Source organism: Thiobacillus thioparus DSM 505 (assembly GCF_000373385.1).
GTDB lineage: Bacteria > Pseudomonadota > Gammaproteobacteria > Burkholderiales > Thiobacillaceae > Thiobacillus > Thiobacillus thioparus.
Genome location: NZ_KB891331.1, coordinates 94,223 through 108,910, shown reverse-complemented (window position 1 = coordinate 108,910; position 14,688 = coordinate 94,223). Strand labels below are relative to the sequence as shown.

Here is a 14,688-nt window from a genome sequence, read left to right as displayed (position 1 = left end):
TTGCTCATGGAGATCAAGCATGATCGCTGGTTATGTTTCTACTCGTATTCTCGTATTGGCGTTGCTCGGCGCCGCCCCGGCTTTCGCAGCCGACGTCCTGCCCTTGTCCGCCGCGCAGAAGAAGAACCTTGGCATCGTCACCGTCGTTGCGGCCACGCAAGACACCAGTCCCGCGCTCGCCTATACGGCGCGGGTGACCCTGCCGCCTGCCAGTGTGCGTGTGGCCGCGGCGGCCGGCGCCGGCCTGGTCACCCAGCTGCATGTACAGGCGGGCGACACGGTCAAGCGCGGCGCCCCGCTCGTCACCCTGTCGATGACCGGCCTGGCCGAAGCGCAGAATGCCCTGACACAGGCGCGGCTGAGATCGCAGCTGGCGACCAGCAATGCCGCGCGCGACGAAAAACTGTTCAGCGAGGGCCTGATCGCGGAGTCGCGCCTGCGCGCCACCCGCTCCGAGGCCCAGTCGGCGCATGCCAGCCTGGTTGCGGCACAGACCGCATTGTCCATGATGGGCGCGGGCAAGGTGACAGGCAGTTCGATCACGCTGACCGCACCGATCGCCGGCGTGGTGACGGAGAGTGTCGCGGAGCCGGGCCAGCGCGTGGATGCCGGCATGGCGCTGGTGAAGGTGGCGGATCTGTCGAATCTGGCCCTGGAGATTCCGTTGTCGACGATTCAGGCGCGCCAGGTGGCGGTCGGGCAATCCGTGACGGTGGCGGACAGCAAGGCCAGCGGGCGTGTCATTGCGCTGCTGCCGCAACTCAATGCGTCGCAAAGCGTGCTGGCGCGCGCCAGCCTTGTCGATCCCGACAAGCTGCTGCGTCCCGGCCAGTCGGTTCAGGTTGCCCTGGCCGGAACATCTGTCCCGCAGGGCAAACAGACGGCCCAGACCCTGATTGTGCCGGCCGCCGCGTTGGTATGGCAGGCCAGCCTGCCCTATGTATTCGTCGAAACCGCGCAGGGCTTCGCGCCGACACCGGTGCAGCTGATTCGCCAGAATGCCAGCCAGGCCGAAGTGACCGGCCTGGCCACCGGCAGCCGCGTTGCCGCCAAGGGTGTGGCGGCGCTCAAGGCGCAGTGGCTGGGAGAGTAATCCATGATGAACATCCTGATCGAAACCGCGCTCGCGCGACGCTGGTTCGTCCTTGCGTTGGCACTGGTGCTGGCTGGGCTGGGCGTGCGCGCGTTCCAGCAGATTCCCATCGATGCCTTCCCCGATGTCTCGACCACCCAGGTCAAGCTGATCCTGAAGGCGCCGGGCATGACGCCGGAAGAGGTGGAGTCGCGCATCGCCCAACCGGTCGAAACCGAACTGCTGGGCATTCCGAAACAGACCATCCTGCGCAGCCAGTCGAAAAACGCTCTGGTCGACATTACCGTCGATTTTGCCGAAGGCACGGACATCTACTGGGCGCGTCAGCAGGTGGCGGAGCGCTTCGCCAACGTGAAGGGCGATCTGCCTGCCAACGTATCGGGCGGCTTGGCGCCGATTTCCACGCCACTGTCGGAACTCTACATGTTCACCCTCGAAGGGCCGCTGTCGCTGTCGGAAAAACGCACCCTGCTCGACTGGACGGTGCGCCCGCAATTGCGGGCGATTCCCGGGGTGGCCGACGTCAATTCGCTCGGTGGCCGCGTCGCCACCTTCGCGGTGAGTCCCGACCCGGCGGCACTGGCCGCGCGTGGCATCACCTATGACGAATTGCGCAGGGCGCTGGAAAGCAACACCCGTAACGACGGCGCCGGGCGTGTCAACGAAGGCGAGGAAACCTGGGTGGTGCGCGTCAACGGCGGCATCGGTTCGCTGGAGGATTTGCGGCACATCGGCATCAAGACAGTGGGCGGCGTGGTCGTCACCGTCAGCGACGTCGCGCGCGTGGAACTGGGTGAGATGACCCGCTACGGCGCCGTGACGCAAAACGGCCGGGGCGAGGCCGTGGAAGGCCTGGTCATCGGCCTGAAAGGCGTCAATGCGGGCGAGCTCATCAAGAACGTCAAGGCCAAGCTCGCAGAAATCCAGGCCACCCTGCCCAAAGGTGTGACGATTTCGCCGTTCTACGACCGCGCGCAACTGGTCGACCGCGCCGTTGGTACGGTGAGCAAGGCGCTGCTCGAGGCGGCGGTGCTGGTGGTCATCCTGCTGCTGCTGTTCCTTGGCAATCTACGCGCGGCCATCGTGGTGGCCTTGATCCTGCCGTTGTCGGTGCTGGCGACGTTTGTGCTGATGCGCCAGTTCGGGTTGTCCGCCAACCTGATGAGCCTGGGCGGACTGGCCATCGCGATCGGCTTGCTGGTCGATGCAGCGGTGGTGGTGGTGGAGAACGTCGTCGCGCATCTGGCGCACGATCCGGAAGACACCAGCGAAACGCCGCCGCAGCGCGTGCTGTGGGCGACGCAGGAAGTCGCCCGCCCGGTGACTTCGGGCATCGCCATCATTGCCATCGTGTTCCTGCCGCTGCTGACGCTGCAAGGCCTGGAAGGCAAGCTGTTCGCGCCGGTCGCGCTGACCATCGTGTTCGCCCTGGCGGCGTCCCTGCTGCTTGCGCTCACTGTGATCCCGGTGCTGGCCTCGATGTTGCTGAAGCAGGGCGCGCACACCGATCCGTGGCTGCTGCGCAAGGCGCAAGGCCTCTACACGCCGCTGCTCGATCGCGCGCTGGCGCGACCGAAGCTCGTCTACGTCACTGCGGGTGTACTGATGCTGGCGGCGGTCGGCGTTTATCCGCTGATCGGTAAAACCTTCATGCCGACCATGGACGAGGGCGATATCCTGGTACAACTGGAAAAACTGCCCTCGATCAGCCTGGAAGAGGCTGTCGCGCAGGATCTGCGGGTGCAGCAGGCGCTGCTGAAGAATGTGCCGGAGATCCGCCGAATCGTTGCGCGCGCCGGCGCCGACGAGCTCGGGCTCGACCCGATGGGGCTCAACGACACCGATTCCTTCCTGGTGCTGAAGCCGATGACCGAGTGGCGTCGTCCGGACAAGGAATGGCTGATCGGGGAAATCCGAACCGTGGTCGAAGGCTTTCCCGGCATCGCCTACACTTTCACCCAGCCGATCGACATGCGGGTCTCGGAAATGCTCACCGGCTCGCGCGGCGACGTCGCGATCAAGATTTTCGGCCCCGACCTTGCCACGCTCAACCGGCTGACCGGCGAGATCTTCAACGTGGTCGGAAAAGTCCCCGGCGCGTCCGACGTCTATACCCAGCAGAACGCGGGCGTGCAGTATCTGCAGGCGGAAGTCGACCGGAATGCGGCTGCCCGTTTCGGTCTCAGTGCCGACGATATCGCCATGCTGTTGCGTACGCAACTCGAGGGCGAAGTCATCGGCACGATCCAGCAACAGGGGCGGCGCATCCCACTGCAATTGCGCGGGCCCGCCGATTTGCGCGCGTCGCCCAATGCCCTGCAGGCGCTGCGCCTGACCCTGGCTGACGGCCGCGAGATCAGCCTCGACCAGGTGGCGCACCTGAAGCGCACCAACGGTCCGGTGGCAGTGAAGCGCGAAAACGCAGCCCGTTTCACCGTAGTACAGAGCAACGTCGCCGGGCGCGATCTGGTCAGCTTCGTCGAGGATGCGAAAGCTGCCGTGGCCGCACAGGTCAAGCTGCCGCCTGGCTACAGCTTGACCTGGGGCGGCCAGTTCGAAAACCAGCAGCGTGCCGCGAAACGCCTGATGATCGTGGTGCCGGTGGCGCTGCTGCTGATCGGCTTCCTGCTGTATGTCACCTTCGGCGATGCGCGCCAGGCGCTGCTGGTGATGATGAACGTGCCACTGGCACTGATCGGCGGCATCTTCGCGCTGTGGGCGTCGGGCGAGTATCTGTCGGTGCCCGCTTCGGTCGGCTTCATTGCGCTCTTGGGCATCGCGGTGCTGAACGGCGTGGTGCTGGTCAGCCACTTCAACCAGTTGCGTGCACAGGGACTGCAGGGCGACGCCGTGGTGCGTGACGGCGCGTTGCGGCGCCTGCGCCCGGTGCTGATGACCGCCAGCATCGCCGCGTTCGGCCTGGTGCCGCTGCTGTTCGCGACCGGGCCCGGTTCCGAAATCCAGCGCCCGCTCGCCATCGTCGTCATCGGCGGCCTGGTCAGCGCCACCCTGCTGACGCTGGTGATGCTGCCGCTGTTGTACCGTCAATTCATTCTGAAAGGAGTGCGCGCATGAGTGCCGTGCATACATTGACCCTTGCGCTGGCACTGGCGTTTGCCGCGCCGGTTTTTTCCGCGATGGCGCACGCCGATTATCTGCCTGATCCGGCTGCCGCCGAAGCCGCTCTGCGAGCCTCGTCCATGGTGGCGCAGGCACGCGGCGAATTTGCCGCGCAATCGCTGCGAAGCGAGAGCCTGCGCCGCGGGCGCGAAGAGTGGGTGCTGGGTGCGGACGCCCTGCAACGCCGGATCGATACGCCGCAGGATCGTTTCGCGGAGTGGGGGGTGGCGCTGTCGCGCCCGCTGCGTCTGCCCGGGCGCGCCGCGGCAGACCGCGTGCTTGCCGGTGCGCTGACCGCCCACGCCGAAGCGAGTTACGGTGAAGCGATGCACGAAAGCGGACGGCAACTGCTTGCGCTCTGGTTCGACTGGCTGAACGAAGCCGGCCAGACCAGGCTGTGGCTGGCGCAGGTGAATCTGGCCGAACAGCAGCTCGCTACCGTGGATGCGCGCATTCGCCTGGGCGAGGCGCCGCGCTCCGAGCGCGTCAACGCGGAAGCGGCGCTGGCGCAGGCGCGTCTGCAGCAGCAGCAGGCGGCCACGCGCGAGCAGCGGGCGCGCAGCCGGCTCATGGCGCAATACCCGGGCCTGCCGGTGACGGCGGACGACACGTTGCCGTTGCCGGTCGAGCCAGCCGGGCCGGCCGAGGACTATGTCAGCGCCGTGCTGGCACACAACCACGAACTGTTCCGCGCGCGGCGCCAGGCCGAGGTGTTGCGGGCCGAAGCCCGACAACTGGCCAGCCGCCGCAGTATCGACCCCACTGTCGGCGTGTTCTACAAAAACGAATTGGGCGGCAGTGAGCACCAACTGGGCGTAAGCGTCGGGCTGACGTTGCCGGGCAGCGCGCGGCGTACCGACCAGCAGGCCGCCGAGCAGCTCAGTACCACCGCAGAGGAGGCAGCCATTCGGCTGGAGCAACGCTTGCGCCAGGAGGCGCGCGCGGATTTCGAGACGGCGATGGCCCAGGTGGCGAACTGGCAACAGGCCGACCATGCCGCCCAGTCGCTGGCTGAAGCGGCGCGCCTGGCGGCGCGTGCCTACAGCCTGGGCGAAGGCAGTCTGGATCAGGTGTTGCTCAACCGTCGGCTGGCGCTGGAAGGCCAGTTGAACGCCCAGCAGGCGCAATTCGCTGCGTTGGCGGCAGATGCCCGATTGAAGCTGGACGCCCATAGATTGTGGCCGCTCGATGTGGCTGCGGACCAGGACAGCGAGCACGCACATCCGTAAAACGGGGCGTCAAGCCGAGACCGCCCTCGTTCAGGGCGTGTCAGGGGCGGGCGCCTGCTCCGGGCGGGCCGAAGCGGGCGGCGAGGGCGTCGGGCTCATGCGCCGGGCCTCTTCCTGCATCGCGGTGATCTGTTCGGGCTTCAGCTGCCATACCAGGCTGTCGCGCGCCTTGGCGGCAGCCTCGATCCCTTGCGCCGCGGCGAGATTGAACCAGAGATAGGCACGCGCCTTGTCGATCGCCGTGCCGGTTCCATAGCGGTAGAGTTCACCCAGACTGTACTGAGCCTTGGCGTAGCCGCGTTTCGCGGGTTTCTCGATCCAGCTGAAGGCTGCGCGGTAATCCTGTACGACGCCGCGTCCCTTCAGCAAGGCGAGGCCGTAACGATATTGCGCTTCGGGCAGGCCCTGCTGGGCGGCCAGAGCAAACCAGCGGGCCGCTTCCTTGTCGTTCTGGATTACACCGTCGCCCTCGGCATAGCGCATGCCCAATTGCAATTGGGCCTCGGGATCGCCTTTCTCGGCCCGGGCGTGCGGCACGCTGATGGGCTCCTGTGCGGCGCTCATGGTGTCGCGCGGGTCGATGGCAAACCAGGCGGTGATGGCGACCAGCGCACCGACGGTCGCTAGCAGCAGCACCGGTTTCAGGGGATTGAAAACCCAGAAGCGATGGCGGCAATCGCGGCAGCGCAGGGGCGTGTGCAGCAGGAGGTGGCGGATCCCGTCATGGGCATGCAGCGAACCGCTGCGAATCTTGTCGCTTCCGCATTGGGGACAGATGTGCGGTAGATGGGCCATCAATGTACCTGCCCGGCGAGGTAATCGACCGCCGCCCGGACGTCGGCATCCGCCAGCGACGGATTGCCGCCTTTGGCCGGCATGGCGTTCCTGCCTTGCAGGGCCGAGGCGTAGAGGGCGGTCATGCCTTGGGCCAGGCGGGGACGCCAATCGCTGGCTTCACCGATGATCGGTGCGCCCGCGATGCCCTTGTCATGGCAGAAGGCGCAGGTCTGGCGATAGACCTGCAGGCCGTGAGCGAGGTCGGACTGGATTGCAGGAGAGACGCCGCCGTCGCTGCCGGGGACGGCGGTCGGAGCGGGTTGTGCGGAAGCGGCGGGCAATTCAGGCGGGAGCATGGCGCGAGGCCCGGTTTGCATCTGGGTGGATGCCATGCCCATTCCCGCCGGGGTCATGCCGGATTGATCGCAGGCTGCGAGCGACAGGGGAGCCAGCATGGTCAGCAACGTGACGTATTTCATGGCGGCTGCCTCCTCGTCTCCCAATGCGCGTTCGGGCGAAGCCCGTTCGCGCAATCCCGGTTTACAGCTTGCCGCCTCCCTGGGTCATGAGGAAGCCGACCGCGTTGGCGAGATCGGCTTCCGACAAACCGGCGTTGCCGCCTTTGGCCGGCATGCCGCGAATGCCATTCAGCGCATGGCTGTAGAGCGTCGCATAGCCCTGGCTCACGCGCGGGCTCCAGGCTGCCTTGTCGCCCATCTTGGGGGCGCCGGCCACGCCGGTGGCATGGCAGACGGCGCAATTGGCTTCGTAGACAGCCTTGCCCTTGGACGGGTCAGGTTTGGCGGTCGACGCTGCGGCAGCCGCCGGTGCCGCAGCTTCCGGTGCCTTGAATTTGGCGCCGGCTGCATCGGCCATGTAGGCCACTGCGCGAGCCACTTCGGTGTCGGACAAGTCGCCGTCGCCACCACGCGGCGGCATCTGGCGGATGCCTTCGAGGGCATGCTTGATCAGGGTCTCATAGCCCTGGCTGATACGTGGCCCCCAGTCGCCCTTGTTGCCGAACTTTGGCGCGCCCAGCGCGCCGGGCGTGTGGCACGTGGTACACACGGCATCGAAGACTTCCTGGCCGGACTTCTCAACCTTGGGCGCATTGGCGTCGAGCGCGACCAGATGGGCGAAAGGCTTGATGCGGTCGAGTGTTGCTTTCTGGGCAGCTTCGCTGGTGGTGTCGGGCAGGTGCTTGTCCTGAATGCTGAGCACCAGCATGACGATCAGGAAAATCGCCAGCAGCGGCGCAAACAATCCGGCAAGAACGGAAATGATGATCTCCTGCGGGGTGGCTTGAGTCATCTTGGCGTGCGAATCGGCCATGAAAGGTTCCTTGGGGGGTGGCATCGAAAGCGGCGATTATAAGGAAAGCCACCCCGACAGGAAAGGGCGTTGCGCCCGGCGGATGGACGCCACGTGGCAAAAAGGCTATGCTTCGCGGCTCCTAGCGCCCGTAGCTCAGCTGGATAGAGTACTGCCCTCCGAAGGCAGGGGTCGTGCGTTCGAATCGCGCCGGGCGCGCCAGTTTTCCCGATACCCCATCGGCTTCAGCCCCTTGTCCCTCAAGGGTTTAAACTTCGCATGACGGGTTTAAACTTCGTGCTGGCGTTCAATTTCGAGTGTTACAACATGGCCCATCCCACCCCGACCGACATCAAGTTGCATCAGGTTTCGCGCAAGCTGGAAATCGCCTTCAGCGACGGCGCCCGTTTCGAATTGCCGTTCGAGCTTCTGCGGGTCTATTCGCCGTCCGCCGAAGTGCGTGGCCACGGCCCCGGGCAGGAAGTGCTGCAGGTCGGCAAACGTGAAGTACTGATCAATGCCGCCGAACCCGTAGGCTTGTACGGCATCAACTTCTTCTTTTCCGACGGCCACGACACCGGGATCTATTCCTGGGAATATCTCTACGATCTGGGCACCAACCAGGCTGCGTTATGGGACGAGTATCTCAAACGCATGGACGCCGCTGGCGCCTCGCGCGATCCCGGCATCGCCAAGATGTTCGAGCAGCGCCCCAAGGCCAAGTAGCCTGTCATGGGCAATTCCTGTGCCGTACCCACACACGCGCCTTCCGGGGCGCGTGTTGTTTTGGTGAGCCCGTACGAACTGGGTCGACAGCCGTTCAACCTGGCGCAGCCTGCCGCGTGGTTCGCGCGCGAACACATTGCCGCCGCCTGCGTCGACCTGTCGCAGCAAAAACTCGACCCTGCCACTTTTGCCGATGCCGAATACGTGGCGATTTACCTGGGCATGCATACCGCCACGCGGATTGCCGCTGCGGCGCTGCCGAAAATCCGCTCGCTCGCTCCGCGTGCGCGCATCGCCGCCTTCGGCCTGTATGCGCCGGTCAACGCCGCATGGTTGAAAACGCTGGGCGTGGACGCGATCTTCGGCGGCGAATCCGAGCCCGACCTGCTGGACTGGGTGCGAACGGGGATTGCACCGGCCGACACCCTGGTGCGGCGCGACAAGATCACGTTCCTGCTGCCCGAACGACGCGGACTGCCCGATCTGCAGCGCTACGCCAAGTTGATCCTGGCCGACGGCACGCAAAAAATCACCGGTTTCGCCGAGGCGAGCCGCGGTTGCAAACATTTGTGCCGCCACTGTCCGGTGGTGCCGGTGTACGAAGGGAAATTCCGCATCGTCCCGGTGGAGACGGTGATGGCCGACATCGCGCAGCAGGTCGAAGTGGGTGCGCAGCACATCAGCTTTGGCGATCCCGATTTTCTCAATGGGCCGACGCATGCGTTGAAAGTGGCCGAGGCCTTGCACGCGCAATTCCCCGATTTGAGCTGGGATGCCACGATCAAGGTCGAGCACCTGCTGAATCACGCAGATCTGCTGCCACGCCTCAAGCAACGTGGCCTGCTGTTCATCGTCACCGCGGTCGAATCGGTCGACGACGCGATCCTGGACCGGCTCGCCAAGGGCCATACCCGCGCCGATTTCGAAGCGGTACTGGCGCACTGCCGCACGCTCGGCATCGCGCTGGCCCCCACCTTCGTGCCGTTCACGCCGTGGACTACGCTGGCAGGCTATCGCGAGCTGCTCGCCACCCTGCTGCGGCTGCATCTGGTCGAGGCCGTGCCGCCGGTGCAGCTGGCGATCCGCCTGCTGGTGCCGCAGGGCTCGCATCTGCTGCAGCTTCAGGATTTCGCGGCGCGCGTCGGCGCCTTCGACGAGGCCATGCTGGGCTACCCGTGGCAGGCCGACGATGCGCTTGTCGATGCCTTGCAAAGCGAGATCATGGCCTGGGTGATGGACGCCGAGAAAAATGGACTGCCGCGTGCCGACGTGTTCGCCGGAATCTGGATGCGCACCCATGCTGCCCTGGGCGAGACGCCGCCGCCGCTCGATCCCGTGCAATTCGGCGAGACCATCGCGCATCATTCCGAGCCCTGGTACTGCTGCGCCGAGCCGACCGAAACCCAACTCGCCAGCTTCTAACCATGCCGCGCCTCCTGTTGCTGCTCCCCGCCGCGGGCTATGCCAACCAGGACTTCATCGCCGCTGCCAGGCGGCTGGACATCGAACTCGTCGCCTGCGCCGACTATTGTCATCGGCTTGCGCCGGGCTGGGGCCTGCCGCCGCTGATGAGCGTACCCTTCGATCAGCCCGACATCGCCGTGCCCCAGGTTTTGTGTGCCTTGACGCAGATCGTCGATGCGGTGCTGGCCGTGGACGATCACGGTGCGGCCCTGGCCGCGCAGCTGCGCGTGGCACTCAAGCTGCCCGGCAATCCGCCCGAGGCCGTGGCGACGCTGACCGACAAGCTGCGCTTCCGCAGACAGCAGCAAACGATCGGATTGCCCTGCCCTGCATTTGTCGAAGTCGGAGACGATGACATGGGCACCGCGCTTGCACTGGGTTTTCCGCTGGTGGTGAAAGCGCGCCGGTTGAACGCCAGCCGCGGCGTGATCCGGGTGGACGATGCCGATCAACTCAGGCGTGCGCTCGGACAGGTTCGGCGCATCCAGGCGCACGCCCAGCGCGACGCCGGTGCAGGCCTACTGGTCGAGCGTTTCATCCCGGGTGCCGAAGTCGCACTCGACGGCATACTGGTCCACGGCGTATTGCAGGTTCTTGCCGTGTTCGACAAACCCGATCCGCTCGATGGGCCCTACTTCGAGGAAACGCTGTTCATCACGCCTTCGCGGCTACCTGGGGCCACGCAGGCCGAACTGATCGCCGCCGTGCAGCGCGCCTGTGCGGCGAGCGGCGTGGCCGAGGGCATGATCCATGCCGAAGCCCGCATCAACGACGCCGGCGTGTGGCTGCTTGAAATCGCGCCGCGCGGCATCGGCGGGCTATGCGGACGCGTGCTGAACGCAACGCTGGGCATGGCGTCGGCCGAAATTGTGCTGCGCCATGCAGTGGGCCTGCCGCTGCCGGCGCAGGCGGGCAAGGAGGCGGCAGGCGTGATGATGGTCCCCGTGCCGACGAGCGGTATCCTGCAGGGCGTCGACGGCCTCGACGCGGCACGCGACGTACCGCATGTCAGCGGCATCGAAATCACTGCCCGGGCCGGTCAGCTGGTGGCGCCGCCGCCCGCGGGCGCGAGCTATCTCGGCTTCATCTTCAGCCGTGCCGCCACGCCGCAGGCGGCCGAACATGCCCTGCGGGCCGCCCATGCGGCGCTCACCGTTCGCGTCCAGCCTTTGCTCGCGCCATGAACACCTTCCATCATGAACTCGCCACGGCCATCGGCCACGCCACGGGCTTGCCATTCGTGGTATCCGGCGCACAGGCCATGCATGGCGGAGACATCAGCCAGGCTTTCAAGCTCAGCGACGGGGTACGCAGCGTGTTCGTCAAGATCCAGCCTGCTGCCGGGCTCGCGATGTTCGAAACCGAAGCGGCCGGGCTTGCCGAACTGGCGGCCGCGAACGCCGTGCGGGTCCCGCAGGTGATCTGTCATGGCATGGCCGCAGGGCAGGCATATCTGGTACTCGACTATCTGTCCTTGGGTGCGCGGGGCGACGCCGTGCAACTGGGGCGGCAACTCGCGCAACAACACCGTGTCAGCGCCGCACAGTTCGGTTGGACGCGCGACAATTGGATCGGCGCTACGCCGCAGCCGAATGCCCGGCACGACGACTGGGTCGGCTTCTGGCGCACGCAACGGCTCGGGTTCCAGCTGCAGCGTGCAGCCGAAAATGGCTACGGCGGCGCGCTACAGCGGGACGGCGAATCCCTGATTGCCCGTCTCGACGCCTTTTTCGACAGCTACGTGCCTGTCCCTTCGCTGCTACACGGTGACTTGTGGGGCGGCAACCACGCCTATCTGGCCGACGGAACGCCCGTGATCTTCGATCCGGCGGTGTATTTCGGCGACCGCGAAAGCGACCTGGCGATGAGCGAACTGTTCGGCGGGTTCGCGCCGGATTTTTACGCGGCCTACCGCGAGGCGTGGCCGCTTGACGCAGGCTACGCCGTGCGTAAAACGCTCTACAATCTCTACCATATTCTCAACCACGCCAATCTGTTCGGCGGCGGCTATGCAACGCAGGCCGCGCGCATGACCGCCCAGCTGCTGGCGCAGATTCGATAGGTTTTCCATGCTGCAGCGTCTGCTCGTCCTGTTCTTCGCCTTGGGCCTGGTCGCCTGTTCCGGCTTGCCGTTCAATGCGGTCGCACCCAAGGTGAGCGTGGCGGATGTTGCGGTCAGCCGTCTTGGTTTCTTCGAACAGCATTTCGATGTCGGTTTGCGCGTGAGCAATCCGAACGATTTCGACCTGACGATCGAGGCGCTGGATTTCGAACTGGAGGTGAACGGGCAACCCTTCGCCAGCGGCTTGTCGCAGACCTCGACCCGGATTGCGGCGACCTCCAGCACATTGCTGCGGATCGATGCCATCACGCAGTCGAAGGATCTGATCCGGCAGATCGAGAGCCTGTCGCCGGAATCCTTGAAGGCGGGCGTCCCTTATCGCATCCACGGCCGGCTCAAGACCGACCGCTCGCCCAACTGGGTGCCGTTCGACCATGCGGGCGTGTATGGTGGCGACAAGGAGAAGCCCCAGGGCCACGCAGTCTGACCGGGGCGGCAGAGGCCCATCCAGGAAGGGTCAGCCCGCCAGGGAGCGCAGGGTGGGGACGCTTAGCCCGAATGCGTCGGCGTGATGCAGCGCGCGCGCCAACCGTGCCGGCGCCGACCGGCCGGTGCAGCCATGATCCGGATCGCCGTCGAAAGCCTCGAGCATGCCGGCGATCAGTGCGTTGCGGTCGTGCACGACGCCGGTCAGCGCATCCTGAATGTCCATCACCTCGTTCGCCACCTGGCGCGCGAATGCTTCGTGCTGCGCCCACAGCTGTGAAACTGTGTCGCCGGTTTTCAAACCGGCGATATTGGTGGTGAGGATGTAGACGTTCTTGCGCACCAGTTCAAACAGCAATGCGCCGCCCGGGGAAACTTCGCGGCACGGCAGATCGATGGCCGCCAGTGCCCTGCACAGCAGGCCGGCGCCCGGCCCGGCCGCCGGCGAGGCGATCAGCGGCCGGGCGTCGGTGCCTTTCTTTTTTTCGAACCAGACCGAGATCACCGTGGGGTCGACGTAGCCGTGGGCTTCCCAGTCGCGCGGCAGCAGTTCGTTCTGGATCAGCGCGGCACGCGGCTTCCAGGCATCGGGCAGCGCGGCCAGTATCGTGTGCAGATCGGCTTCGGCAACTGCGATCAAGACGAGTTCCGGCGCGGGATGGCGTTGCGCCACGGCTGCCATGTCGTCACCGCGATTGACCGGAACCACGGTAAGGCCGGCGCGCAGCAGGCCGCCGGCGAATACGCGGCCGAGCTGGCCGAGGCCGATGACGACGACTCCGTTCACTCGAGGCCCTTCGAATGCAGGTATTCGTCGTAGGTGCCCAGGTAGAACTCGACGCCTTCAGGCGTGATTTCCAGGATGCGGGTGGCCAGGCTGCTGACGAACTGGCGGTCGTGCGAGACGAAGATCAGCGTACCCTTGAACAGGTCGAGCGCGAGGTTGAGCGATTCGATCGATTCCATGTCCATGTGGTTGGTCGGCTCGTCCATGACGAGCACGTTGTGGCGGCCGAGCATCAGCTTGCCATACAGCATGCGGCCTTTCTCCCCGCCGGACAGCACGCGCACCGATTTCTTGACGTCGTCACCGGAGAACAGCAGGCGTCCGAGAATGCCGCGCAGCACTTGCTCGTCGTCGCCCTGCTGGGTCCACTGGTGCATCCAGTCGGTGAGGTTGAGATCCATGTCGAAATCGCTGACGTGGTCCTGCGAGAAGTAGCCGATGCTGGCGTTCTCGCTCCATTTCACTTCGCCGAACTGGGGCGTGAGTTCATTCATCAACAGCTTCATCAGCGTCGATTTGCCGACGCCGTTGCCGCCGATGACGGCCATTTTTTCGCCGGCTTCCAGCGAAAAGTTCATGTTGGAAAACAGGGGCGTGCCGTCGTAGCCGAATTTCAGGTTTTCGACTTCGAGCGCGCGGCGGTGCAGCAGCTTTTCCGGTTCGAAACGGATGTAGGGGTTCTGCCGCGACGACGGCTTGAAATCCTCGATCTTGATCTTGTCGATCATCTTCATGCGGCTGGTGGCCTGGCGTGCCTTCGACTTGTTGGCCGAGAAGCGGCGCACGAACTCCTGCAGTTCGGCCACCTTGTCCTTGGCCTTGGCGTTGGCCGAGGCTTGGCGCTCCTTGGCTTGCGTGGAGGCCAGCATGTAGTCGTCGTAGTTGCCCGGGTAGACCTTGATGGTGCCGAAATCGAGGTCGGCCATGTGGGTACAGACCTGGTTCAGGAAGTGGCGGTCGTGCGAGATGACGATGATGGTGGCGTTGCTCTCGTTCAGCACGTTCTCCAGCCAGCGGATCGTGTTGATGTCGAGGTTGTTGGTCGGTTCGTCCAGTAGAAGGATGTCTGGATTGGAGAATAGCGCCTGCGTCAGCAGCACGCGCAGCTTGAAGCCCGGCGCGATCTCGCTCATGGGTCCATTGTGCTGTTCGGTGGGGATGCCGACGCCGAGCAGCAATTGGCCGGCGCGGGCCTCGGCGTCGTAGCCGCCCATTTCGCCGAACTTGGCTTCGAGTTCGGCGGCATGCAGGTAGTCTTCCTCGCTCGCCTCGGGATTCATGTAGATGGCGTCCTTTTCCTGCATCACGCGCCACATCTCGGCATGTCCCTGCAGCACCACGTCGAGCACGCGCTGGTCCTCGTAGCCGAACTGGTCCTGGCGCAGCCAGGCCATGCGCTCGCCGGGATCAAGCGAGACGTTGCCGGCAGTCGGCTCCAGCTCGCCGGCCAGGATCTTCATGAAGGTCGACTTGCCGCAGCCGTTGGCGCCGATCAGGCCATAGCGGTTGCCGTCGCCGAACTTGACGTTGACGTTCTCGAACAGCGGCTTGGAGGCGAATTGCAGGGTGATGCTGGAAGCGGTGAGCACGGCGGAAATCCTGGGACGCAAAGCCGGGCATTTTAACATTCCGC

Annotated in this window: 13 protein-coding genes and 1 tRNA gene; 9 read left to right on the top strand and 5 right to left on the bottom strand. The window is 65.3% G+C overall.

Translation table 11 applies throughout. The features are described from left to right. The first annotated feature begins 19 nt into the window (after window positions 1–19). The 3 genes from B058_RS0114070 to B058_RS0114060 are packed head-to-tail and all read left to right on the top strand — an operon-like array spanning window position 20 to window position 5,442. Window positions 20–1,093, top strand: a complete 1,074-nt coding sequence (locus tag B058_RS0114070; protein WP_026240950.1) for an efflux RND transporter periplasmic adaptor subunit — start codon at window positions 20–22, stop codon at window positions 1,091–1,093. A 3-nt stretch (window positions 1,094–1,096) separates the two neighbouring features. Beyond that, the gene (locus B058_RS0114065; RefSeq protein ID WP_018509133.1) at window positions 1,097–4,168 is read left to right on the top strand and encodes an efflux RND transporter permease subunit; all 3,072 of its coding nucleotides are present in this window, start codon (window positions 1,097–1,099) and stop codon (window positions 4,166–4,168) included. Continuing rightward, entirely contained in the window at window positions 4,165–5,442 is a 1,278-nt protein-coding gene (locus B058_RS0114060) for a TolC family protein (protein ID WP_018509132.1), read from the top strand. Before B058_RS0114065 ends, B058_RS0114060 begins: the two co-directional genes overlap by 4 nt. Before the next feature lie 30 nt (window positions 5,443–5,472). On the opposite strand, the gene B058_RS0114055 is transcribed toward B058_RS0114060, so the two are convergent. The 3 genes from B058_RS0114055 to B058_RS0114045 are packed head-to-tail and all read right to left on the bottom strand — an operon-like array spanning window position 5,473 to window position 7,551. After that, on the bottom strand, window positions 5,473–6,237 hold the full coding sequence (locus B058_RS0114055; RefSeq protein WP_018509131.1) for a tetratricopeptide repeat protein: 765 nt from the start codon (window positions 6,235–6,237) through the stop codon (window positions 5,473–5,475). Beyond that, window positions 6,237–6,752, bottom strand: a complete 516-nt coding sequence (locus tag B058_RS0114050) for a c-type cytochrome (RefSeq protein ID WP_169335102.1) — start codon at window positions 6,750–6,752, stop codon at window positions 6,237–6,239. The genes B058_RS0114055 and B058_RS0114050 overlap by 1 nt, the downstream gene beginning before the upstream one ends. A 7-nt stretch (window positions 6,753–6,759) precedes the next feature. Continuing rightward, on the bottom strand, window positions 6,760–7,551 hold the full coding sequence (locus tag B058_RS0114045; protein ID WP_018509129.1) for a c-type cytochrome: 792 nt from the start codon (window positions 7,549–7,551) through the stop codon (window positions 6,760–6,762). A 124-nt stretch (window positions 7,552–7,675) separates the two neighbouring features. On the opposite strand from B058_RS0114045, the gene B058_RS0114040 reads away from it, so the two are divergent. From B058_RS0114040 to B058_RS0114015, 6 genes are all read left to right on the top strand, one after another. Beyond that, window positions 7,676–7,752 (top strand) — tRNA-Arg (locus tag B058_RS0114040). 105 nt (window positions 7,753–7,857) lie between these two features. After that, window positions 7,858–8,256: a gamma-butyrobetaine hydroxylase family protein gene (locus B058_RS0114035; protein WP_040724596.1), complete on the top strand. Its 399-nt coding sequence runs from the start codon at window positions 7,858–7,860 to the stop codon at window positions 8,254–8,256. Window positions 8,257–8,319: 63 nt separating this feature from the next. Beyond that, window positions 8,320–9,678 carry a CUAEP/CCAEP-tail radical SAM (seleno)protein gene (locus B058_RS0114030; protein ID WP_026240947.1) on the top strand — a complete coding sequence of 453 codons (1,359 nt, stop codon included), beginning with the start codon at window positions 8,320–8,322 and terminating at the stop codon, window positions 9,676–9,678. A 2-nt stretch (window positions 9,679–9,680) separates the two neighbouring features. Further along, a complete protein-coding gene (locus B058_RS0114025; RefSeq protein ID WP_018509126.1) occupies window positions 9,681–10,904 on the top strand; it encodes an ATP-grasp domain-containing protein in 1,224 nt (407 codons plus the stop codon). Beyond that, on the top strand, window positions 10,901–11,782 hold the full coding sequence (locus B058_RS0114020) for a fructosamine kinase family protein (protein WP_018509125.1): 882 nt from the start codon (window positions 10,901–10,903) through the stop codon (window positions 11,780–11,782). Before B058_RS0114025 ends, B058_RS0114020 begins: the two co-directional genes overlap by 4 nt. A 7-nt stretch (window positions 11,783–11,789) precedes the next feature. Further along, complete coding sequence (locus B058_RS0114015) at window positions 11,790–12,269, top strand: LEA/WHy family protein (RefSeq protein WP_018509124.1); 480 nt, start codon at window positions 11,790–11,792, stop codon at window positions 12,267–12,269. Between the two features lie 30 nt (window positions 12,270–12,299). Here the strand turns inward: B058_RS0114015 and B058_RS0114010 are convergent, their stop codons facing one another. Further along, the gene (locus B058_RS0114010) at window positions 12,300–13,055 is read right to left on the bottom strand and encodes a ketopantoate reductase family protein (RefSeq protein ID WP_018509123.1); all 756 of its coding nucleotides are present in this window, start codon (window positions 13,053–13,055) and stop codon (window positions 12,300–12,302) included. After that, window positions 13,052–14,644, bottom strand: a complete 1,593-nt coding sequence (locus B058_RS0114005) for an ABC-F family ATPase (RefSeq protein ID WP_018509122.1) — start codon at window positions 14,642–14,644, stop codon at window positions 13,052–13,054. The genes B058_RS0114010 and B058_RS0114005 overlap by 4 nt, the downstream gene beginning before the upstream one ends. Window positions 14,645–14,688: the final 44 nt, after the last annotated feature.